This is a genomic window from Pseudomonas sp. NFACC10-1, assembly GCF_900119195.1.
Classification (GTDB): domain Bacteria; phylum Pseudomonadota; class Gammaproteobacteria; order Pseudomonadales; family Pseudomonadaceae; genus Aquipseudomonas; species Aquipseudomonas cerasi.
The window spans coordinates 315,868-337,203 of record NZ_FPJB01000003.1; the positions used below are offsets into that span (position 1 = coordinate 315,868).

Sequence of the window (21,336 nt, forward strand, 5' to 3'; positions counted from 1 at the left end):
ACTCTCACTTTTGCAGGGCCAGCGTCGGTGCGGCGGGCGCCGGTTGGCGTCGATGAAACAGCCGCTCCAGTTGCAGATAAATGACCGGCGTGGTGAACAACGTGAGCATCTGGCTCACCAGCAGGCCGCCAACCACGGCTATACCCAGCGGCTGCCGCAACTCGGCACCGACGCCGAAACCGAGCATCAGCGGCAGTGCGCCGAGCAGGGCGGCGAGGGTGGTCATGATAATCGGTCGGAAGCGGGTGATGCAGGCCTCATAAATGGCCTCGTGCGGCGTGAGGCCCTGCTCGCGCTGGGCCTGCAGGGCAAAGTCCACCAGCAGAATACCGTTCTTTTTGACGATACCAATCAGCAACACCACGCCGATCAGGGCCATGATCGAGAAGTCCTGCCCCATCATCCACAGCAGCAACAGTGCGCCGATGCCTGCCGAGGGCAGGGTGGAGATGATGGTCAGCGGATGCACGAAGCTTTCATAGAGCACGCCCAGAATGATGTACACCGCCACCAGCGCCGCAAGGATCAGCCAGGGCTGGTTGGCCAGCGAACTCTGGAACGCCTGGGCCGCGCCCTGGAAGCTGCCGATGATCGAGGCGGGCATGCCGATTTCGTTCTTGGCCTGATCGAGCATGCTCACGGCATCGCCCAGGGCGACCCCGGGTGCCAGGTTGAACGACAGGTTCGCCGCGGGGAACATCCCGTCATGGCTGATCGATAACGGTCCCATGCGCGGCGCACTGACGTTGGCCAGCGCCGACAGCGGCACCATTTCGCTGGTCAGCGGCGAGCGCAGATAGAAGTACGCCAGGCTTTCGGCCTTGCCGCGTTGTTGGGCGTCCAGTTCAAGGATCACCTTGTACTGGTTGACTTCAGTCTGATACTCGCTGATCTGCCGCTGGCCGAATGCGTCGTACAGAGCCTGGTCGACATCGGCCGTGGTCAGGCCGAATCGCGCGGCAGCACTGCGGTCGATGTCGATGTGCGTGACGCTGCCGCCCAGTTGCAAGTCGTTGGACATGTCGCGAAATGCAGGGTTGCTGCGCAGTTTTTCAGTCAGCCGTTGCGTCCAGGTGTTGAGCAATTCGCCGTCGTTGCTCTTGAGCACGTACTGGTACTGACTGCGGCTCGGGCCGGAGCTGAGGTTGATGTCCTGCCCGGCGCGCAGATACAGAACGATGCCCGGGACCTTGGCCAGTTTGGGGCGCAGGCGGTCGATGAATTCACTGACCGACACATCGCGTTCGGAGCGTGGCTTGAGCGAGATCCAGAAGCGGCCGTTGGCGATGGTCTGGTTGCTGCCTGAAACACCAACCGAATGCGAGAACGCCAGCACCGCAGGATCCGCGCCGACGATCTTTGCCAGCTCCAGGTGTTTTTCCACCATGTCCGGGTAGGAGATGTCAGCAGCCGCCTCGGTGGTCCCGAGTGCAAACGCGGTGTCCTGGACCGGAAAGAAGCCTTTGGGTATGAGGATGTAACCGACCACCGCCAGCGCCAGGGTCAGGCCGAATATGCCAAGCATCAGCCGTTGATGGGCCAGGGCCTTGCGCAGGCCGCGCTCGTAGGAGGCGAGCAGGCGTTCACCAAACCCCGGTTTCTGATGCGGGTGATGGGTGGGCGCGCGCATGAACAGGGCGGCCAGGGTCGGCGCGAGGGTCAGGGAGACGACCACCGAAATAAGAATGGTCGCGGTTGCGGTCAGTGCGAATTCCTTGAACAGTCGCCCGACCACACCGCCCATGAACAATAGCGGAATGAACGCCGCCACCAGCGAGAAACTGATCGACACCACGGTAAAGCCGATTTCTCCGGAGCCCTTTATCGCCGCCTCGCGCATGCCTTGGCCGGCTTCGAGGTGACGGTGGATGTTCTCGACCACCACGATGGCGTCGTCCACCACGAAACCGACCGCGACCACGATGGCCACCAGTGTCAGGTTGTTCAGGCTGAAGCCGAACAGGTACATCATCGCAAAGCTGGCAATCAGCGAGACCCCGAGTACCGCACTGACGATCAGGGTGGCTGACAGTTGGCGCAGGAACAGCGCCATGACCGCGAGCACCAGCAGCACCGCGATCAGCAGGGTCAGTTCCACTTCATGCAGCGAGGCACGGATGGTGCGGGTCCGGTCGTTGAGTACCGATACATCGACGCTGGCCGGGAGCATTTCCTGCAAGCGTGGCAATTCACGCTGGATACGGTCCACGGTGTCGACAATGTTGGCGCCCGGCTGGCGGAAGATGGCGATGTTGACGCCTTGCTGATCGCCGGACCACGCCTTGACGTAGGCGTTTTCCGAGCCCGCGACGACCCGAGCCACATCCTTGAGCTGGACGGGCGCGCCGTTTTTGTAGGAAACAATCAGTTGCGCGTAGTCCTGCGGCTTGAACAACTGGTCGTTGGAAGACAGGGTCGAAATACTGTCCTTGCCGTACAGGGCACCCTTGGCCAGGTTCAGGCTGGTCTGTTGCACCGCCTGGCGAATGTCCGCCAGGGTCAGCCCCAGCGCGGCGAGTTTCTCGGGGGCGGCCTGGACACGAATCGCCGGACGCTGCTGACCGGTGATGTATACCTGGCCCACCCCTTCGATCTGGCTGAGCTGGCGCGCCAGAATGGTTTCGGTGACGTCGCTCAATTCGGTGCCGGGGATCAGACTGGAACTCACGCTGAGGATCAGCACCGGGCTGTCGGCCGGGTTGACCTTGCGCCAGGTTGGCAGACTGGGCAGATCGGCCGGCAGGCGTCCGGCGGCGGTATTGATGGCGGCCTGGACTTCCTGGGCCGCAGTGTCGATGCTTTTGTTGAGGGTGAACTGCAACGTAAGGTTGGTGGAGCCCAGTGCGCTGCTGGAAGTCATCTGGGTCATGCCCGGTATCGCACTGAACTGCACCTCCAGTGGCGTGGCAACCGAAGACGCCATGGTCTCGGGGCTGGCGCCGGGCAGTTGCGCGGTGACCTGGATGGTCGGGAATTCCGCTTCCGGCAACGGCGCGATCGGCAGACGCGGAAAGGCAATGACCCCCAGCAGTACCAATGCGAAGGTCAACAACAAGGTGGCCACTGGATGGTCGATGCACCACGCCGATACCGAACCACGGCCGTTCATCGTGCGGGCTCCACTTGCGCGCTGGCGACATCCGCAGCAGGCGTGCTGATCACTTCGACCGTTGCTCCCGGGCGTAGCCGCGACTGGCCGTCGCTGATCAGTACATCGCCAGCACGCGGCCCGCTGATCAGCGTCTGCTCGCTGTCCTGATAGAGCACTTTGACGGGTACGACTTCCACCTTGTTATCGGCAGTGAGCCGATAGACAAAGTGCAGGTCAACGCCGCGCTGCACCACTTGTGGCGGCACTTTCAGCGAGTTGAGTTCGATACCGGTCTGGATCTTCACGGTCACCAGTTGCCCTGGCCAGAGTTGCTCGCCGGGGTTTTTGAATTGAGCCTTGGCGCGGATCGTACCGGTGCTTGCCGACACCTGATTGTCGATCAATGAAAGCGTGCCTTCACCCAGCAGCAGGCCGTTGGCCGCGCCGTCGCCCTGATACGCCTTGACGGTCGCAGCGTCGCGCTCGGCAATCAGCCCCTGCAGGGTCGGCAACATCTGCTGTGGCAGGGAAAACTCCACGGCAATCGGGTCGATCTGGGTCACTGAAAACAGTCCGGCAGCATCACTGACGCGCAGGAAGTTGCCTTCATCGACATTGCGAATGCCGACCCGTCCCGTTACCGGCGAGCGAATCTGAGTGTAGGACAGTTGCACCTGTGAGGCGTTGATGCTCGCTTCGTTGCCTTTTGCCGTGGCTTCGAGCTGCCTGACCAGTGCCTGTTGCTGATCGAACGTCTGTCGCGAGATACCATTTTCCTGGGTGAGCTGGCGATAGCGCTTGAGGTCCAATTGCGCTACGTCCAGCTGCGCCTTGCTCTGCGCCAACTGGGCACGCGCCTGTTCCAGCGCAGCCCTGATAGAGCGGTCATCCAGCGTTGCCAACAGGTCTCCGGCCTTGACCTGCTGACCTTCCTTGACCAGCACGCGCGTCAGCACCCCATCCACCTGGGGGCGGATCACGACGCTTTGCAGCGACAGCACCGATCCGATCCCTGTGACGAAGCGCGGCACGTCTTCAAGACTGACCGTGATCACTTTGACCGGCACAGCGGCAGCGGCATTTTTGGGAAGCGTGGCCGGGCGTGTCAGTTTCCAGCCGGCAATCGCCACACAGGCGATCACCAGAACGACAGCGGTGACGGTCAGGGTCTTTCTGCGCATATGAAGAAAACGCCAAATGTCAGTACGGGAGAGATATTTTTTACAGCTTCCTTATAGCCTGCAAACCCGGTCAACAGAATGACTTTCAGCTGTCAGGTTTGTCAGAAAGCCTCCAGCGGGTGTGGCGTGCAGTCAAGAAAAGTCGGAATTGGACGATATCTATGTTGAAGAGATAGTTGTCCAGATGTTTATTAAGTCCTAGGAGTTTTCCTACATTTTCCTAAGTAGGTTTCTGGCAGGTCATTCTCTCATCAACTTAACTTATCGTATGAGTCAATGAATGGAGTACGCCATGAGCCGTCAGAAAACGAACGGAAAAGTGATGTGGACGTTACGGTCCCTTGATAAAAACTTGTGGGTCGCAATCATGTCGACGCTGTGGCTGGCTACTCCCGCTGTGTCATGGGCAAAGGACGGTGCAATAACGTTGCGTGGCAGTATCGTCAACAGCAGTTGCAGGGTTTCCAGTACAGAGATAACGGTGCCCGGTAATCAGTCGAGAACGCTGGAAGTTGCACCCGGGGTCATTATTCATGTGAGCACCGAACGCAATGTCTGTGGTGAGCAGGCAATGCCCTTCGTGACGCAGTATCAGGTATTGCCTGCCGCCGTGGTTATCGACGGAGAAGCCCTGCAGGGGCGCGCTGCCGTCGTTACGTTGAGCTATCAGTAACTAGCTGCCTGTTGTGTTTTCTCGTCCGGACTGTCACGTTTTCAAGTGGCAGTCCAGTGCCCGCCAGGTTTGAACGATACATAACCTCGGCCACCGTCAAGGCGTCGCTAGTCTGTAACTGAGTAAAGACGCGCTTCTGTGTGGAAAAGGGTTTTTATCAGTGTGCCGGGCACGACTTATAATTATTCCTACAGACCTGTCCTGCGTGTCGTGTTGTGTTGTCTGCGGGGTGAAAGTTACCGGGCTGACAGCATTGAAATAGACTTGGCTCTATAGTGCTCACCGTCCGATAGCGGGCACACACGAAATAACACAAGGAAGGTCGTTAGCATGAAAAAGCGTTCTCTTACATTGGCAGTTCTGGGCGTAATGGGCGTTGGCATGGCAGGTACCGCCAGTGCTGCGAACAACGGCACAATGGTCTTTAACGGAACACTGACCAATATCTCCTGCGATGTGGGGCCGGGCACGGGTGTCAGTGCGGGGACCAACCCTGGCGAAATCAATATCGACCTGGGCAACGTGTCCTTCTCCGATATCGGTGTATCGAGCGAAAGCCGATTCGAGACGGCTGCCCCCATCCAGCTGCTGGTCAACTGCAGTGCCGGTGCAGACCAGTACAACATGGTGAAGATGCGCCTTATTGCCCGTAACGGCAGTGGCCTGGACAACAACGACGCGAAACTCCTGCGCACCACCGGTGCGGCAGATGGCGTCGGTATCGGCCTGCTCAATGCGTCCAGTGTGCTGATGGATCTGAGTGGTGACGAAACCGTCGACACCACGCTGATCAAGGATGGCGCCAACGGTGCCACCGCTGAAATCAATTTTGGCGCGGTGTATGTGCTTAACGGCACGCCCACCAATCCGGGTAATGCCGACGGCTTCCTGCCGTTCGTGATGGATTACGAGTAATCGTGTCGGGCGGGGCGGGCAGTGCTCGCTCTGTCCTCTACCGAATTCAAGGCGAACGCCAGCATGTTTTCCGATTTTTTTCGCTACACGATGCTTGTTGCGTTGGTGTTCTGCGCATCCACCGTTCAGGCGGGCATTGTATTGAATACGACGCGAGTCATTTACCAGGGCACTGATAAAGAGGTCAGTCTGGGTGTTCACAACAGTGGCGGGGGAGAGATTCTCCTGCAGTCCTGGCTTGAACCGCATGTGGCGGCGGTCAGCACTCACGAAAGTCTGCCGAACCTGCCGTTCATTGTCACACCCGCACTTGCGCGTATGGCCGGGGGTGGCAGGCAGCTATTGCGGATCATTCATTCCGGTGCCGACATGCCCACCGATCGTGAATCGGTGTTATGGCTCAATGTTCAGGAAATTCCCCAGGCCGCAGCTGAAAACACACTGCAGATCGCGGTACGTCAGCGCATCAAAGTCTTCTTCCGGCCTGATGGTTTGCAGGGTGATCCACAGCAGGCTCCGGAAAAACTGAACTGGCAGTGGGTCGATGACACCGGTGTACAGGTCGAAAATCCCGGCCCCTATCATGTCTCCATGCTGAGGGTTTCCATACGCCAGCATGACACCGAACTTGCCCGTCTGGACAGTCAGATGCTGGCGCCGCATCAGCGTCTGCGTATTCCGTTACAGCACACATCGGCAAGTGCGCCGTTGCTGTTGAGTTTCGTCAGTCTCAATGACTACGGCGGACAAGTGCCTTATCAGGCAGCCCTTACCCATAAACAACCGGTTAACGCCGGCAAGGCGTCGCCCCGATAAGCTGGCGCATCCACTGTCAGCGTTCACTGTTCAAACCGTCGGGCCTCAGCGACAAGACCGCCCGGCAGACCTGCGTCTGTGTAAAAGGATTGCGCGACGCGCGCGACAGCCGAAGTAGAGTGAAGACCGCTATGGAATGGCGCAAAGAAGTTAACAAGGGAGTCATTGCCCAGTGCGCGCTCCCTCACCCCCGACGCTGTGCGCGGGGTATCGGTTTCGGATTGGCGTTGATGGTTGCGGTCAGCGCGTCGGCCGCCTCTTCGGGTGGCAGCGGCGCAGGCAGATTCAATACGGCTTTTATCCAGGGAAGCGATCAGCCGGCTGACCTTCAGGAGTTTCTGCGCTCCAATAGCGTACTGCCCGGTACTTACCGGGTTGATATCTACGTCAATCGCAAGTTGAGCGGCAGGCGGGATATCCGCTTTTTGAAAAATCCGCTGTCAGGCCTGATCGAGCCCTGCCTGTCGCTCGAGATGCTACAGAGCTTTGGTCTGGACTTGAGTCGTCTGCCGTCAGGTGAGGTGTCTGCCCAGGCCTGTTTCGACCTGCCTGCGCGTGTCGAATTTGCCCGCGTCGACTATCAGCCCGGTGCGTTGCGACTGACGATCAGTGTGCCGCAAGCGGTGATGTCACGCGGTGCCCGCGGTTATGTGTCGCCGGAGCTTTGGGATCAGGGCGAGACCGCAGGCTTTATCAATTACAACTTCAATGGCAGCCGTCGGCGTAACAAGGGCCTGGAAACGGATCAGTACTACGTGGGGCTGCGAAACGGGCTGAACGTTGGTGCCTGGCGTTTGCGCAACGAGTCCTCTCTGGTGGGTGGCAGTGACAGACCCTGGCGTTATCGCAGCAATCGTACGTTCGCACAGCGCGACATCACCGCCCTGAAAAGCCAGCTCACGCTGGGCGAGACGTTTACCGATTCGCAGGTCTTCGACAGTGTCCGCTTCAGGGGCGCGGCGCTGGTCTCTGACGACGGCATGTTGTCTGACAGCGAGCGGGCCTATGCACCGGTCATCCGCGGGATTGCCGAAACCAATGCGACCGTGGAAGTTCGCCAGAACGGCTTTCTGCTTTACAGCGGCAGTGTGTCGCCCGGGCCTTTCGAGATTGCCGATATTTATCCCAGTGGCTCGAATGGCGATTTGTCGGTGTCTGTCATCGAAGCAGACGGGCGTGTGCGAACCTTCACTCAGGCCTACGCGTCGCTGCCGATCATGGTTCCCGCAGGCTCGTTGCGCTACAGCCTGGCCAGCGGGCAGGTCGACAACAACGACGACCAGCAGGCCTCTCCGGCGTTTGCCAGCGCAGCCCTGATCTACGGGCTTTCCGAACGGATCACCGGGTTTGCCGGGCTGCAACTGGCCGAGGATTATCAGGCCTGGAATATAGGTACGGGAGTAAACACCGGGCTGGGCGCGGTGTCGATGGACCTCACCCGATCGATCAGCAAGGTGGATCAGCAGGCGCGCAGTGGTCAGAGCCTGCGTGTGCGTTATGCCAACACGCTGGACGTCACCGACACCACGCTGGCAGTGGCCGGTTACCGGTATTCGACCGAGCAATACCGGACCTTGAACCAGCACGTCAGCGATATCGGCCCGCAGCGGCTGGTACTGCCCTCTGGTCTGGCGCGGGATCGACTCGAACTCAGCATCACTCAGATAGTACCCGGCCAGTCGGCGTCGCTGAGCCTGACTGCTTCAGAGCAGCGCTACTGGAACCTGCCCGGCAAGACCCGGCAACTTTACCTGTCCTATAACGCAGCCTGGCGTTCGCTCAATTACAGCCTGTCCGTCGAACGCAACGAGGATTTCGGGCGAAGCGGTGACGCGAGCACCGACAATCGTATTGCTCTGAGCGTGACCCTGCCGCTTGGATCCAGCCCCGGCTCGTCGCGATTGTCTTTCAACGCGGTGCGCGACAGCCGCGGCGAGTACAACGCGCAGACCGGTCTTAACGGCCAGGTGCCCGGCGATCGCGACACGTTCTATTCGGTACAGGCTGGACGTGACAGTACCTCCGGCAGTTTCGGCGCAGGCAAGGTCAGCACCAGCACGGCATTCGGCCGTTTCGAGGCCGGTTATAGCCAGGGTCAGGATTACGATGCATTCAGCCTGTCCGCCGCTGGTTCGCTGGTAGCGCATGCCGGTGGCGTTAACCTGGGGCAGGCCTTGGGGGAAACCTTTGCACTGGTTCAGGTGCCCGATGTCGGTGGCGCCCGCTTGAAGTCGTTCAGTAACGTCGAGACCGCCGGCAACGGCTATGCGGTTCTGCCTTATGCGCAGGCTTACCGCACCAACTGGGTCAGCCTGGATACCCGGCAGCTGGGCGCTGATGTCGATCTGGAAAACGCCATCACCCAGATCGTGCCGCGCAGGGGCGCGATCCCGGTGGTGCGCTTCAAGGCCAATGTGGGCCGTCGGGTGCAGTTCGAACTGGTGCGCACCGATGGCAGCAAGGTGCCGCTGGGCGCCAGTGTCGAAGATGAGCAGGGCAGGGCGCTGGCAGTGGTCGATCCCGGCAGTCAGGCGCTGGTGCTCAGCGAGCAGGACGCCGGCAGCCTGTGGGTGCGCTGGTCCGATCAACGTTGTCAGGCAACATTCTCGCTACCGCCCAGAGACCCGTCGCGAGCCTACGAGCGGATCAGGGTGATATGCCGATGAGCGCTTTCGCTGGCTCATGCAAGGCGCTGCTGACGGCTGTGCTTTTGACAAGCGACCTGGCGGCGCACGGCGCTGTTTCGCTGAGTGGAACACGGCTGGTTTTCAACGGGCAGTATCGCGAAGTCACGCTCGAAGTGCGCAATCGCGGCAAGTCCGAGGCGCTTTTGCAGGCCTGGCTCAGCGACGCCGCGGACGATGACGACACCCCGGGTGAGCTTCGCAAAGCGCTGCCATTCGTGGTCACGCCACCGCTTGCACGCCTGGCGGTGGGCGGCAGGCAGACCTTGCGCGTGCTGTATCAGGGCTCGGGCATGCCGCAGGAGCACGAGTCTCTGCTGCATCTGTATGTGCTTGAGGTGCCTCGACGCCAGGACGGCGTGGGGCAGTTGAACATTGCCGTGCGCCAACGCATCAACGTGTTCTACCGGCCCCCCGGCCTTGACGGTGATCCGGCCGACACCCCCGCGCGGCTGCTGTGGACACTGACTCATGACCCGTCGCACGTCTTGTTGCTGACGGTCAGTAACCCGACGCCCTATCACGCCGCTCTGCAAGCGCTGCATATCGACGGTGTGCAGCTCGGCGATCATCTGCTGCTGGCGCCGGGCGCCCAGGTTGCCATGGCTGTGCCCGCAAGTGTCGAGCCCTCTGCCACACATCGTTTTTCATACCAGGCGCTGACCGACTACGGCGGCCGACGGACCCATTGCGCACAGCTCACCGGGCAGACAGCCACTACGGCCGGGCTGCCGAAAAACAATTCCATTCAGGACGAATGCTGATATGAAACATCTCTCTGCCGGAGGCTGGCTGCGATCCCTTGCCGTGGTGCTGTTACTGCATCCGGCTTCCACTTTCGCGCTGATCTGTACCACTCAAGGGACGGGCGAAACCGAAATTCACGATGATCTGAGCAGTTCGGTGGCAATCCCGGAGTCGAGTCCTGACGGGGAAGTGGTATGGCGTTCCGAACCTCTGACTGTTCAGGTCGAATGCGCGAGAGAGGGCTGGCAGTCCGGCGCGGAGGAGATTTTTATCTACCTGAATCCGGACAATCGTTCGATCGGTCAGGGGATTCGCGCCGGGATGACGCTGCAGGGCATCGATCACCTGCAAGGCGGTGGACGGATCAGTACCGGGAGCTACCTGCCGATGTGTCGTGAGGGTGAGAGCACGCTCGACAACTGCCCTAAGGTGCGCTTCAGCCTGACGTTTTCGGTGTTCATCCAGAAGTTCGGCGCTACACCGTCCTCCGGCGTGGCCAGTGACCTGCTCGATTACCGGTTTTTTCAGCTGGGCGGCGCGACAGACCCGAGTCGGCTGTCAGGGCGCAGCCTCAGTTATGTGATCAATAACCTGCGGGGGCTGAGGTTCGTGGCCTGCGATGCCGATCTCCAAGTGCTCCCGGAAACCGTGGAATTTGGCGATGTTGCGATACACCAAGTGGCCATTGGCAAAGTGACTGCCACCCAGACATTCTCCCTGCTGACCAGTCGCAGCTGCGATTCGCCCTTCAGCATCGACGCGCGTTTCAGGCCGGTGACAGGCACTCTGTCTGGCGAGCTGCTGATCCCTGTCGGAAATGATTCGTTGGGGATCCGGATGACCAGCGCAGTCAATGGTCAGCCGTTACGCTACAACGAACCCTTCCATCTGGCGGAATTGCTGGGCGAAACCAACACTGCCAGGGCGGACTTCAATGCCGAACTGCTATGGAACACCAGCACGCCACGGCCCGGACCGTTCAATGCCGAAGTGATGGTCGATCTGTTCTACAAATGACGGCGACAGGAGGCTCGGGCGGTTGTGCGGCGATTGATGTATGCTGCGCGGCCGCGGGCATTTGCCCGGCCAATTCGACTTTCTGGTGACACCATGACCACTCCTGAACAACCCCCTGTTCAAGACGCCGCCGCCGACTCCGCCGCAGACACTGAAAAGAAGGCTGTCATTGCGCCTTTCAGCTTTCCGTTCAAGCCTTCGGAGTTTGCCCAGGCCAAAAAGGAGCCGGCGTGGCATCAGAAAACCAACAAGCACGGCCACCACAAGACCCCGGGCGCAGCGCCGGCCGGCACCCGCAGGTCGATGGGCAAGCGCTGATTGCCTGATTGATCCTGTCAGGCAGCCTGCAACGGGATGAACAGGTAGGAAACCGGCTGCCGGTCAGTCACTTCGGCACCTTCCTGTTGCAGGGTGTCCAGGACGTGCTGGCCGGCCACGTGAAACTCCCACTTCGAGCCCTGGGCTCGCTCATCCTGCGCAGGATTTGCGACTTCTTCGATGGCAGCGGCAAACGCGCCCATGTCCGGCAGGTAGGCGACGAAACCGTTGCCCTTGAGGGCGGTGGTACGGATGCCGAGCTTCTGGCAAATCAGCTGTTTGGTCTCTATCTCATCCCGGTCGGCCTGACGCGACCGTTCGATCAGGTCTATCAGTTGTGTATCGACCAGCCTGTCGTTGACGATCAGGTCGGGACCCTGCTCCCAGGACTCTGGCGGGCAACCTTTGCTGTCCGGGCGTAACGGAATGTGCGGGTTGATCTCCATCGGATAGATTCGGCACACCAGCGGCCGGCGCTCGTAGATGCGGCACAGGTTCTTCTCGTCAAGATTCCGGCAGCGCCCCACGTTGTAGGCCGCGAAGGTGATCGCCACAAAGGCTGTCGTGCTGCCACTGCTCACCTCGGTCGAGCGACGGCTGGCATGGGTCAGCTGGGTCTCGGAGACCCCGTAGCCATTGCTCAAAAATGCCTCGGTCAGAACGATGACGTTGCCGCCATCTGCTGCCCACTGCGTGGCTTCGCCGAGCGTCAGCGGTACGTGATGGTCGGTGCAACAGCCGCCACAACCCACGCAGGAAAACTTGGTGTCCATTATCTCGATGATCCGTCGAAGAGGTATGTGGTGGGCGACAACAATTGGTCACTCACCTGCTTGATACCTCTCCGGAAGCAAGTTGTGCGCCAGTCGCCGGGCGGGTCAACAGCGCGTTCAGGCTGCAGGGATGTCGAAACGCTTGAGATAGGCCATTGCGGATTTCTCATAAAGACGCCGCGCCGCCAGGTTGTTTTCCATGACGTGAAGGTCGACAGATGCTTCGTTGCGCGTACGCAGATGGACGAACAGGTGATTGAGCAGGGCGTGGCCGATCCCGCTGTGTCGCACACCAGGGTGCACGACCAAGTCCCTGATGAATGCGCTGGTCCAGCACACGATCACACCGACTACCGTTGCATCACGCATGGCCAGAAAGCACAGCGACGGGTCGCATTCCGGATCGTGTTCGAAGGCGGCCAGCCAGTCCGGATAATCCGCAACGCAGCCTGCCGCGCTGCCGTAACCCAGGGTCAGCAGGCGATGAACCTCTGGGGCTCGCTCAATGGTGAAGGGGTGTGGCTGGATGCCATGCGGCCAGGCTGCGAATGATACTGGCACTGCGAGATCCCGACGCATCAGCCAGTAATGAGCGGCGGATGCGTCGGTCAGGTTCGGACGTTGTGTCGCTGTGCGCTCAGGGATCAGAGCCCTTGGGCGACCACCGTACGTGCGGCCTCGATCAGGCATTTGGTCAACTCGGGTGACGAAAACTTGGTCAACACGGCATTGGCCCCGGCGACCTGGGACTTCTCGCTGTTCATCGCGCTATCGAGCGAGGTGTGCAGCAGAATGTACAGGTCACTGAAGTCCGGCGTATCCCGGAGTGTGCGGGTGAGGGCGTAGCCGTCCATTTCCGACATCTCGATATCGGAAACCACCACGTTGATCTGCCGTGCAGTGCCCTGCAGGTCGAGCAGAACATCGATAGCTTCTTTGGCACTGCGCGCCGTGTGGCATTCGATGCCGAGATTACGCAAGGTAATGATCGACTGCTGCAGAGCAACCTGGCTGTCATCGACGACCAGAATCCGCGCCTTGCTCAGCAGTTCCGCATCCTCTTTGGCCAGCTCCGTCGATTGCACGACGATCTGCGCAGGGGCGATGCCGTGGATCACCTTTTCGATGTCCAGCACCTGCACCAGCACGCCGTCGACCTGAGTGACCCCGGTGATGAACGACTTGCTGCTCGACCCGTAGGGCGGCGGACGGATATCGGTGGTCAGGCAATGCACAATCTTGCTGACGGCCTGAACGTGCAGGCCCTGCTTCGAGCGACTGACATCCGTGACGATCAGGCAGCCACCGTCGGGATCGGCCAGCGGACGCTCGCCGATCGCACGACTCAGATCGATAACCGACAGTGACGAGCCACGTAACGTCGCGATGCCTTTGACGTGCGGGTGCGATTCGGGAAGATGGGTCAGGGGAGGGCAGGGGATAATCTCGCTGACCTTGAGCAGGTTGATCGCCATCAGCTTGCCGCTGCGCAACGTGAAGAGGAGCAGCGAAAGTGAATCTGCTCGGACGTTCTTGGACATATGAACCTTCTGGCTGTAGGTGTTTCGTCGCCTGGTAGCGGCAAACAACTTTCTATGACAGGTTATCGACCTGAGACGGGCTGGCTTGAGGATTTTTAACCGACAGCCGAGCACGCCGTTCGCTTGCCATTGGAAGTCGTTGCACTACACCGCGGCGGGCCCGACAAACTGACTGCCCACGTCCCGATAGTGGCAGTCTGGCTTCGGTTGCGTCAAACCGGAGGAGGGCGGCAGATTGTCGCTCTCTGCATTCCGACAACCTGCGTCGCGGGTTCGCACGCGGTAGTGCTTTGCCAAAAAGGCACCCTGCGACAAAATACCGCAGCTATATATAGAAGAAGAACTGCGACAAACTGACGCACCCTTCTATATATAGAAGGGCATTGCTTCCGGCTCCCGCAAAAACGTCCTGTCGGTCGTGGATCTGCTGACGCGCAGACCATCCGGCTGGCAAATGCGTCCGTATGGCTGGCCAATGCTTGAGTTGCCGGATCAGACAGATGATCATCGCGCACGCCTCGGCTCAGCCAGGCCGTCCACCCCCGTTCAGGTTGCTGACGCACGCTGCATGGCGTTGACCAACCCTTTCATCAGTTCAGTAAGGTATGTGAATGAGCGACAACACGTTGTACCTGAGACGCGAAAAGCGCTTTCTGGTTTTGCTAGGGATTATCTGCCTGGCCCTGATCGGCGGCGCCCTGTACATGCAGATCGTCCTGGGCGAAGCGCCTTGCCCGTTGTGCATCCTGCAGCGTTACGCGCTGTTGTTCATTGCCATTTTTGCGTTCATCGGCGCGGCCATGCCCGGGCGTCGCAGCGTCACGGCGTTTGAAACCCTGGTTACCCTCAGCGCCCTTGGCGGCATTGCCGCGGCCGGCCGGCATGTCTGGATCCTCGCCCATCCGTCCGACAGCTGCGGTATCGACGTGCTGCAGCCAATTGTCGATGGCCTGCCATTGGCTACACTGTTCCCTACAGGATTTCAGGTCAGCGGTTTCTGCACGACGCCATATCCGCCGGTTCTCGGATTGTCACTCGCGCAATGGGCGCTGACGGCGTTTGTCCTGACCGCAGTTCTGGTACCGGCGTGCATCATTCGCAATCGCCGAAAACCTTACTAACTACAGGGGCTTTCGCAAAAAAAGCCCCGTGAATACGGGGCTTTTTTCGAGTGAAATGAGGCGTTTGCAAGACGATTGTTACGCATATAGAGAATAACTGTTACAAAATTAGGCATAGTCATTAAAAATTTACGTATCTACAATCCCCGTCACTTGTCGTTCAGCTTGGCCGAACGATCAGCATTTTGAGGCTTGGAGCGTCCCCTGTGCACTCTGAACAGGCAGCGCAACGCTTGCCTCTGAGGGCGTATAATGGCCGCGTCGAAAGCGTCTGCCCGAAGTTTTGGGCAGTTCCAACAACTCAAAAAACAAGAATCCATAGCTAAACCCGGACTTGTCGATACGCCGCTGTGCGTACTGGCGGCCCTTGTTCAATTCAAAAAAATTAGCCGGCACTGGCAGGGCGAAGTGTTGGCGGTCGAAACCCAACTGCACCGCGCAAGCTGCTTTTAGAGGTCGTGAAATGAGTAAAAAAAGGTACCCCAGGTTTTTTGGCTTCTTGGCCCTTTTCTGTATGCTTTTGCTCAGTGGATGCGATGGCGTACCTCTGCTCGATCCAAAAGGGCAGGTGGGTATCGAGCAGCGGAACCTGATCGTAATCGCAACGTTGCTGATGCTGATTGTCGTGATCCCGGTCATCCTGATGACCCTGATCTTCGCCTGGAAGTATCGCGCGTCGAACAAGGCCGCCAAGTACACGCCGGACTGGTCTCACTCCACCAAGATCGAAATCGCAGTCTGGGGCGTACCCATGCTGTTGCTGGTCTTCCTGGGGTACATCACTTACGTTTCGACTCACTCGCTGGACCCTTACCGTCCGCTTGATTCGGACGTCAAGCCGGTCACCATCCAGGCGATCTCGGTTGACTGGAAATGGGTATTCGTCTATCCGGACTACGGCATCGCCACGGTCAACAAGATCGTGTTCCCTGCCAAGACTCCGATCAACTTCCAGGTGACCTCCGACAGTGTGATGAACTCGTTCTTCATCCCGGGTCTGGGTGGTCAGATCTACGCGATGGCGGGCATGCACACCAAGCTGCATCTCATTGCCAACGAGAATCACGAATTCAACGGTATTTCGGCCAACTACAGTGGCGCAGGCTTTACCGGCATGAAGTTCAAGGCCATCGCTACCAGCCAGGCTGATTTCGACAGCTGGGTCAGCGAAGTCAAGAGCTCACCTAAAAAGCTTGGCACGGCCGAATACGCCGAGTTGATCAAGCCGAGCGAACGCAACCCTGTCGAACTCTTTTCCTCGGTCACCCCGAACCTGTTCCAGATCGTCATCGACAAGTATGAAGGTATGAATCCAGGCAAGAAGGTTGTTGCTGGTGAGAAGGAAGTGGCCGGTGACGCTGGTGCGGAAAAAGGCAAAAATTCAGCTGCTGGGGCAGAGGAGTAAACGATGTTTGGCAAATTAAGTCTGGAAGCGGTGCCGTTCCACGAGCCCATAGTCATGGTGACACTTGCCATGATCGCGCTCGGCGGCATTGCGGTTGTCGGGTTGATCACCTATTTCCGCAAGTGGACGTACTTGTGGTCTGAATGGCTGACCTCTGTCGACCACAAGAAAATCGGCGTGATGTACATCGTCGTTGCCATGGTCATGCTGCTGCGCGGTTTTGCCGACGCCATCATGATGCGTACCCAACTGGCGATGGCCCAGAACGGTTCCGAAGGGTTCCTTCCGCCTGAACACTATGACCAGATCTTCACCGCTCACGGTGTGATCATGATCATCTTCATGGCGATGCCGTTCTTCACGGGTCTGATGAACATCGTTCTGCCTCTGCAGATCGGCGCTCGCGACGTGGCGTTCCCGTTCCTGAACTCCCTGAGCTTCTGGCTGCTGGTCGCAGGTATGCTGCTGATCAACATCTCCCTGGGTGTCGGTGAGTTCGCCAAGACCGGCTGGGTCGCGTATCCGCCTCTCTCCGGGTTGCAATACAGTCCAGGCGTAGGGGTTGACTACTACATCTGGGCGCTACAGTTATCCGGGTTAGGTACGACGCTGACGGGGGTCAACTTCCTCGTGACCGTTCTGAAGATGCGTACCCCTGGCATGAAACTGATGGACATGCCGATCTTCACCTGGACCTGCACCTGGGCAAACATCCTGATCGTGGCTTCGTTCCCGATCCTGACCGCTACCCTGGCGTTCCTGACCCTTGACCGCTACCTGGACTTCCACATTTTCACGAACGAAATGGGCGGTAACCCCATGATGTACGTGAACCTGTTCTGGGCGTGGGGTCACCCTGAGGTGTACATCCTGATCCTGCCGGCCTTCGGCGTGTTCTCGGAAGTCATCTCGACGTTCTCCGGCAAGCGTCTGTTCGGCCACAAGTCGATGATCTTCGCCTCCGGTGCGATCTGTATCCTGGGCTTCATGGTCTGGCTGCACCACTTCTTCACCATGGGTGCGGGTGCCAACGTCAACGCCTTCTTCGGTCTGGCGACGATGCTGATCGCGATCCCGACGGGTGTGAAGCTGTTCAACTGGCTGTTCACGATGTATCAGGGGCGTCTGCGCTTCACTCCGCCGGTACTCTGGACCCTGGGTTTCATGGTCACCTTCTCGATCGGCGGCATGACCGGCGTTCTGCTGGCGATCCCGGGTGCTGACTTCGTGCTGCACAACAGCCTGTTCGTGATCGCTCACTTCCACAACGTTATCATCGGCGGTGCGGTATTCGGTTACATCGCCGGCTTCGCGTTCTGGTTCCCTAAAGCGTTCGGTTTCACCCTGAACGAGAAGTGGGGCAAGGCTGCGTTCTGGTTCTGGATCGTCGGCTTCTTCGTCGCATTCATGCCGCTGTACGCGCTGGGCTTCCTGGGCATGACCCGTCGTCTGAACGCTACCGACATGCCAGAGTGGAACATCTACCTGGACGTCGCGCTGTTCGGTGCCGTGCTGATCGCGATGGGTATCGCTTCGCAGCTGATCCAGCTGTTCGTGAGTATCCGTGACCGCGACAACAACCGCGATTTGACCGGTGACCCATGGAATGGCCATACCCTGGAATGGTCCACGTCTTCGCCTCCACCGTTCTACAACTTTGCCGAGCTGCCAAAAGCTGACGACATTGACGCGTTCACCGACGCAAAACGTGCCGGCACCGCTTACAAGGTTCCTGCCCGCTACTCGGCGATCCACATGCCTAACAACACGCCGACCGGCCTGTACATGGGTATGTTGCTGACGGTCTTCGGCTTTGCATTCATCTGGCACATCTGGTGGCTGGTAGGCGCAAGCCTGGTTGCGACCATTGCAGTCTTCGTTGCTCACGCTGTCCGTGACGACCAGGGCTACATGGTGCCTGCTGAAGATGTAGCGCGTATTGAAGGTGAGCATCACAAGGTCCTGGCGGCCAACGGTGCATACACTCCTGTCAAGTCCTCGCTGGAACAGGTTTAAACAATGTCAAATATTGCAATCAACTCCGGAGCCCACGATCACGGTCACGACCATGATCATGGGCATGACGATCACCACGACAGCGGTGGCATGACGGTCTACGGCTTCTGGCTGTACCTGATGACCGACTGCGTGTTGTTCGCCTCGTTCTTCGCGGTATACGCCGTGATGGTCAACAGTGTCGCGGGCGGCCCATCGGGCCAGGACATCTTCCTGCTGCCATTCGTGGCTGTGGAAACCGCGTTCCTGTTGGTCAGTAGTATCACTTACGGCTTCGCCATGCTGGCACTGTACAAGGGCAATAAAAGCCAGGTACTGGGCTGGCTGGCACTGACCTTCCTGTGCGGTGCTGCCTTCATCGGCATGGAAATCTATGAGTTCCATCACCTGATCGAAGAGGGCTACGGTCCGAGCCGCAGTGGCTTCCTGTCAGCGTTCTTCGCCTTGGTAGGCCTGCATGGTGCTCACGTGACCAGCGGTCTGATCTGGATGGCGATCATGATGTTCCAGGTCCAGAAAAGGGGCCTGACCAACACCAACAAGACGCGCCTGAGCTGCCTGAGCCTGTTCTGGCACTTCCTGGACGTTGTCTGGATCGGCGTGTTCACCGTTGTCTATCTGATGGGAGCTTTGTAATGTCAAATTCGCATCACTCCGCTGAAGACAATAGTCACGGCTCAGTGAAGTCGTACGTCATCGGTTTCGTACTGTCGATCATCCTGACCGCCATTCCGTTTGCCCTGGTGATGTCACCTTCACTGCCGAAGGACATGACGATCGCAATCGTTCTGGTCTTCGCGATCATCCAGATCCTGGTGCACCTGCATTACTTCCTGCATCTGGACTTCACGAGCGTGCAGCGTAACAACGTGATGGCCTTCGCCTTTACCACGATGGTTATCGTCCTGCTGGTCGGCTTGTCGCTGTGGATCATTTTCAGCGTCCACCGCGAAATGATGGCGCATTGAGGAATACCAGATGTCACTGAAGCACTTTATCCAAATCACCAAGCCGGGGATCATTTTCGGTAACGTGCTTTCGGTGGCAGGTGGCTTTTTTCTGGCTTCCAAGGGAAATATCGATTTCGGCGTGTTCCTCGCTGCTGTCATCGGTACTTCCCTGGTCGTTGCGTCCGGTTGTGTGTTCAATAACTGCATCGATCGCGATATCGATCAGCGAATGGAAAGAACCCGTAACCGGGTTCTGGTGCAGGGCCTGGTTTCACTGAAACTGGCGCTGCTCTACGCAACCTTGCTCGGTATTGCAGGCGTTGGCCTGCTGTACACCGAGGCCAATCCGTTGGCCGCACTGTTTGCAGTGATCGGGTTCGTGATTTACGTCGGCCTTTACAGCCTGTACCTGAAACGCAGATCCGTTCACGGCACGCTGGTGGGCAGTCTCTCGGGGGCCATGCCGCCGGTGATTGGCTACTGCGCAGTGAGCAACAGCTTCGACTTTGCGGCCCTGACGCTACTGGTGATGTTCAGCCTGTGGCAGATGCCGCATTCGTATGCGATCGCCATCTTCCGCTTCAATGATTACCGTGCTGCGAAGATCCCGGTTCTGCCGGTCAAGCGCGGCATTCTGGTTACCAAGCGCCACATCATGCTCTACATCCTGGCGTTCCTCGTAGCGACCCTGATGCTGACCGTCGGTGGCTATGCGGGTCTCAATTACCTGGCTGTCGCAGCGGGTATGGGCATGTACTGGTTGTACATGGCCTGGAAGGGCTACAAGGCCGTTGACGATACTGTCTGGGCTCGCAAGTTGTTCGTGTTTTCGATCTTCACCATTACTGCGTTGAGCGTGATGATGTCGGTCGACTTTCAGGTGACAAAAGAATTGCTGGTGACTTACGCCTTCTGATTCCTCCTGATACGCGTTATGAAAACCCCGTTCTGCGAAGAACGGGGTTTTTTTTCGAGTGCCGAACTACACTGGATGAAACACAGGGCGTGTCGGCAGTGTTGAAGTGCCTGTAAACGCCTGCTTGCAGGGCGTTTTTGACCTTTCATGGAAAATCAGGAGCGCTTGCCGCATGATGTGCCGTTTTCAAGCGACCTGTTACAGATATCCGGTTTCCGAGCCCGCCAGGGCTGATCATGATTATGGCTGCTACCCATGATGTCTTCAGAAAGTCAGAACCCCACGTCCAGCCCCTTGGTTTCCATCGTTGCCCCTTGCTACAACGCCGAGCGATTTCTTGAGGCTGCGATTCAGAGCATCTTTGCTCAGGACTACGGAAATTTCGAGGTCATCGTTGTTGATGATGGCTCGACCGACAACAGCATTGCGATGCTCGAGTCCCTGCAGCAACGCTATCCTTTCCAGCTTTACCGTCAGGCCAATCAGGGTGTCAGTGCTGCCCTTAACCACGGTCTGCGGTATGCCAAGGGCGTTTACCTCTCCACGCCGGACCTGGATGACATCATGCTTCCCTCATCGGTGCGGATCCGTGCCGAGTATCTGGACAATCACCCCGCAGTAGGCTGTGTCGGCGCATTGATCAGCTACATGGATGGTGACGGCAATGAAATCAAACGTCAGTCGCGCGATTACATCGAGAGGCTGACGTTTGATGACATATTGCGCGGCGCAGTGGTCGTCGGCGCGCCGGTCGCTCTGTACCGCATGAAGGCCATCAAGGGTGCGAACGGCTATGACCCGCAGATAAAGGTTCAGGATTTTCAGGCGACATTGAAAATAGCCCATCTGGGCTATGAAATTCATGTGCTCCCCGAGATCGTTACGCGCTACCGACGTCACTCGAACAACCTTTCACGCAAGTACAAGGTGTTGCTTGAGGCTGACTTGAAAAGCATCGAGCCTTATCGGGACCATCGCGAATACCAGAGCGGTCGCACTCAGGCCATCAACAAGGCCTTGAAATACGCCGCGGTCGCGGACAAGCGATATGCCTGGAGTCTGCTGTTGTCCATTCCGTGGAGGCAGATCAACAGAACGACCTTGCGGCGCTGCAAGCGTTTGTTGTTGAGCTATCGGTAGGCGCTGCCTGCTGGTCAAAACATATGTGATTG

General features: G+C 58.6%; 20 protein-coding genes. 15 read left to right on the forward strand and 5 right to left on the reverse strand.

Annotated elements, in window-relative coordinates; translation table 11 throughout:
* Positions 1–4: 4 nt before the first annotated feature.
* Both BT119_RS10105 and BT119_RS10110 read right to left on the reverse strand, forming a co-directional pair.
* The gene (locus BT119_RS10105) at positions 5–3,109 is read right to left on the reverse strand and encodes a multidrug efflux RND transporter permease subunit (protein ID WP_072365568.1); all 3,105 of its coding nucleotides are present in this window, start codon (positions 3,107–3,109) and stop codon (positions 5–7) included.
* The gene (locus BT119_RS10110) at positions 3,106–4,272 is read right to left on the reverse strand and encodes an efflux RND transporter periplasmic adaptor subunit (protein ID WP_003433580.1); all 1,167 of its coding nucleotides are present in this window, start codon (positions 4,270–4,272) and stop codon (positions 3,106–3,108) included. The genes BT119_RS10105 and BT119_RS10110 overlap by 4 nt, the downstream gene beginning before the upstream one ends.
* A gap of 280 nt (positions 4,273–4,552) precedes the next feature.
* Here BT119_RS10110 and BT119_RS10115 point away from each other — a divergent pair, with 280 nt between their 5' ends.
* From BT119_RS10115 to BT119_RS10145, 7 genes are all read left to right on the forward strand, one after another.
* On the forward strand, positions 4,553–4,945 hold the full coding sequence (locus tag BT119_RS10115) for a hypothetical protein (protein ID WP_175550567.1): 393 nt from the start codon (positions 4,553–4,555) through the stop codon (positions 4,943–4,945).
* A gap of 330 nt (positions 4,946–5,275) precedes the next feature.
* Complete coding sequence (locus BT119_RS10120; protein ID WP_003365284.1) at positions 5,276–5,860, forward strand: fimbrial protein; 585 nt, start codon at positions 5,276–5,278, stop codon at positions 5,858–5,860.
* A gap of 63 nt (positions 5,861–5,923) precedes the next feature.
* A complete protein-coding gene (locus BT119_RS10125) occupies positions 5,924–6,676 on the forward strand; it encodes a fimbrial biogenesis chaperone (RefSeq protein ID WP_072365786.1) in 753 nt (250 codons plus the stop codon).
* 131 nt (positions 6,677–6,807) lie between these two features.
* Entirely contained in the window at positions 6,808–9,342 is a 2,535-nt protein-coding gene (locus BT119_RS10130) for a fimbria/pilus outer membrane usher protein (protein ID WP_072365570.1), read from the forward strand.
* Complete coding sequence (locus BT119_RS10135; RefSeq protein ID WP_060708969.1) at positions 9,339–10,124, forward strand: fimbrial biogenesis chaperone; 786 nt, start codon at positions 9,339–9,341, stop codon at positions 10,122–10,124. Before BT119_RS10130 ends, BT119_RS10135 begins: the two co-directional genes overlap by 4 nt.
* Before the next feature lies 1 nt (position 10,125).
* On the forward strand, positions 10,126–11,124 hold the full coding sequence (locus BT119_RS10140) for a fimbrial protein (RefSeq protein WP_072365571.1): 999 nt from the start codon (positions 10,126–10,128) through the stop codon (positions 11,122–11,124).
* Between the two features lie 93 nt (positions 11,125–11,217).
* Positions 11,218–11,442 carry a hypothetical protein gene (locus tag BT119_RS10145; protein ID WP_003365273.1) on the forward strand — a complete coding sequence of 75 codons (225 nt, stop codon included), beginning with the start codon at positions 11,218–11,220 and terminating at the stop codon, positions 11,440–11,442.
* 17 nt (positions 11,443–11,459) lie between these two features.
* On the opposite strand, the gene BT119_RS10150 is transcribed toward BT119_RS10145, so the two are convergent.
* The 3 genes from BT119_RS10150 to BT119_RS10160 form a co-directional block, all read right to left on the reverse strand.
* Positions 11,460–12,215 carry a YkgJ family cysteine cluster protein gene (locus BT119_RS10150; RefSeq protein ID WP_003433568.1) on the reverse strand — a complete coding sequence of 252 codons (756 nt, stop codon included), beginning with the start codon at positions 12,213–12,215 and terminating at the stop codon, positions 11,460–11,462.
* Positions 12,216–12,332: 117 nt separating this feature from the next.
* Positions 12,333–12,794: a GNAT family N-acetyltransferase gene (locus BT119_RS10155; RefSeq protein WP_044309171.1), complete on the reverse strand. Its 462-nt coding sequence runs from the start codon at positions 12,792–12,794 to the stop codon at positions 12,333–12,335.
* A gap of 65 nt (positions 12,795–12,859) precedes the next feature.
* Positions 12,860–13,756, reverse strand: a complete 897-nt coding sequence (locus BT119_RS10160; protein WP_003365270.1) for a chemotaxis protein — start codon at positions 13,754–13,756, stop codon at positions 12,860–12,862.
* Between the two features lie 611 nt (positions 13,757–14,367).
* On the opposite strand from BT119_RS10160, the gene BT119_RS10165 reads away from it, so the two are divergent.
* The 8 genes from BT119_RS10165 to BT119_RS10200 all read left to right on the forward strand — a co-directional run bounded on the left by BT119_RS10165 (position 14,368) and on the right by BT119_RS10200 (position 21,304).
* The gene (locus BT119_RS10165) at positions 14,368–14,877 is read left to right on the forward strand and encodes a disulfide bond formation protein B (protein ID WP_003365269.1); all 510 of its coding nucleotides are present in this window, start codon (positions 14,368–14,370) and stop codon (positions 14,875–14,877) included.
* Positions 14,878–15,129: 252 nt separating this feature from the next.
* Positions 15,130–15,330: a hypothetical protein gene (locus tag BT119_RS27175; RefSeq protein ID WP_003314077.1), complete on the forward strand. Its 201-nt coding sequence runs from the start codon at positions 15,130–15,132 to the stop codon at positions 15,328–15,330.
* Positions 15,331–15,340: 10 nt separating this feature from the next.
* Positions 15,341–16,282 carry a ubiquinol oxidase subunit II gene (gene cyoA / locus BT119_RS10175; RefSeq protein WP_003433560.1) on the forward strand — a complete coding sequence of 314 codons (942 nt, stop codon included), beginning with the start codon at positions 15,341–15,343 and terminating at the stop codon, positions 16,280–16,282.
* A 3-nt stretch (positions 16,283–16,285) separates the two neighbouring features.
* Complete coding sequence (cyoB, locus tag BT119_RS10180) at positions 16,286–18,298, forward strand: cytochrome o ubiquinol oxidase subunit I (protein ID WP_003433558.1); 2,013 nt, start codon at positions 16,286–16,288, stop codon at positions 18,296–18,298.
* Between the two features lie 3 nt (positions 18,299–18,301).
* Positions 18,302–18,934 carry a cytochrome o ubiquinol oxidase subunit III gene (locus BT119_RS10185; protein ID WP_042930342.1) on the forward strand — a complete coding sequence of 211 codons (633 nt, stop codon included), beginning with the start codon at positions 18,302–18,304 and terminating at the stop codon, positions 18,932–18,934.
* Positions 18,934–19,266 carry a cytochrome o ubiquinol oxidase subunit IV gene (cyoD, locus tag BT119_RS10190; protein WP_003409003.1) on the forward strand — a complete coding sequence of 111 codons (333 nt, stop codon included), beginning with the start codon at positions 18,934–18,936 and terminating at the stop codon, positions 19,264–19,266. Before BT119_RS10185 ends, cyoD begins: the two co-directional genes overlap by 1 nt.
* A 10-nt stretch (positions 19,267–19,276) precedes the next feature.
* The gene (gene cyoE, locus BT119_RS10195; RefSeq protein ID WP_003314082.1) at positions 19,277–20,164 is read left to right on the forward strand and encodes a heme o synthase; all 888 of its coding nucleotides are present in this window, start codon (positions 19,277–19,279) and stop codon (positions 20,162–20,164) included.
* 255 nt (positions 20,165–20,419) lie between these two features.
* A complete protein-coding gene (locus tag BT119_RS10200; RefSeq protein WP_058416401.1) occupies positions 20,420–21,304 on the forward strand; it encodes a glycosyltransferase family 2 protein in 885 nt (294 codons plus the stop codon).
* Positions 21,305–21,336 lie beyond the last annotated feature (32 nt).

Excerpts from the sequence above, each read along its gene's own strand:
- BT119_RS10105 (WP_072365568.1), bottom strand. The coding sequence starts at position 3,109 with ATGAACGGCCGTGGTTCGGTATCGGCGTGGTGCATCGACCATCCAGTG.
- BT119_RS10110 (WP_003433580.1), bottom strand. The coding sequence starts at position 4,272 with ATGCGCAGAAAGACCCTGACCGTCACCGCTGTCGTTCTGGTGATCGCC.
- BT119_RS10115 (WP_175550567.1), top strand. The coding sequence starts at position 4,553 with ATGGAGTACGCCATGAGCCGTCAGAAAACGAACGGAAAAGTGATGTGG.
- BT119_RS10120 (WP_003365284.1), top strand. The coding sequence starts at position 5,276 with ATGAAAAAGCGTTCTCTTACATTGGCAGTTCTGGGCGTAATGGGCGTT.
- BT119_RS10125 (WP_072365786.1), top strand. The coding sequence starts at position 5,924 with ATGTTTTCCGATTTTTTTCGCTACACGATGCTTGTTGCGTTGGTGTTC.
- BT119_RS10130 (WP_072365570.1), top strand. The coding sequence starts at position 6,808 with ATGGAATGGCGCAAAGAAGTTAACAAGGGAGTCATTGCCCAGTGCGCG.
- BT119_RS10135 (WP_060708969.1), top strand. The coding sequence starts at position 9,339 with ATGAGCGCTTTCGCTGGCTCATGCAAGGCGCTGCTGACGGCTGTGCTT.
- BT119_RS10140 (WP_072365571.1), top strand. The coding sequence starts at position 10,126 with ATGAAACATCTCTCTGCCGGAGGCTGGCTGCGATCCCTTGCCGTGGTG.
- BT119_RS10145 (WP_003365273.1), top strand. The coding sequence starts at position 11,218 with ATGACCACTCCTGAACAACCCCCTGTTCAAGACGCCGCCGCCGACTCC.
- BT119_RS10150 (WP_003433568.1), bottom strand. The coding sequence starts at position 12,215 with ATGGACACCAAGTTTTCCTGCGTGGGTTGTGGCGGCTGTTGCACCGAC.
- BT119_RS10155 (WP_044309171.1), bottom strand. The coding sequence starts at position 12,794 with ATGCGTCGGGATCTCGCAGTGCCAGTATCATTCGCAGCCTGGCCGCAT.
- BT119_RS10160 (WP_003365270.1), bottom strand. The coding sequence starts at position 13,756 with ATGTCCAAGAACGTCCGAGCAGATTCACTTTCGCTGCTCCTCTTCACG.
- BT119_RS10165 (WP_003365269.1), top strand. The coding sequence starts at position 14,368 with ATGAGCGACAACACGTTGTACCTGAGACGCGAAAAGCGCTTTCTGGTT.
- BT119_RS27175 (WP_003314077.1), top strand. The coding sequence starts at position 15,130 with ATGGCCGCGTCGAAAGCGTCTGCCCGAAGTTTTGGGCAGTTCCAACAA.
- cyoA (WP_003433560.1), top strand. The coding sequence starts at position 15,341 with ATGAGTAAAAAAAGGTACCCCAGGTTTTTTGGCTTCTTGGCCCTTTTC.
- cyoB (WP_003433558.1), top strand. The coding sequence starts at position 16,286 with ATGTTTGGCAAATTAAGTCTGGAAGCGGTGCCGTTCCACGAGCCCATA.
- BT119_RS10185 (WP_042930342.1), top strand. The coding sequence starts at position 18,302 with ATGTCAAATATTGCAATCAACTCCGGAGCCCACGATCACGGTCACGAC.
- cyoD (WP_003409003.1), top strand. The coding sequence starts at position 18,934 with ATGTCAAATTCGCATCACTCCGCTGAAGACAATAGTCACGGCTCAGTG.
- cyoE (WP_003314082.1), top strand. The coding sequence starts at position 19,277 with ATGTCACTGAAGCACTTTATCCAAATCACCAAGCCGGGGATCATTTTC.
- BT119_RS10200 (WP_058416401.1), top strand. The coding sequence starts at position 20,420 with ATGATGTCTTCAGAAAGTCAGAACCCCACGTCCAGCCCCTTGGTTTCC.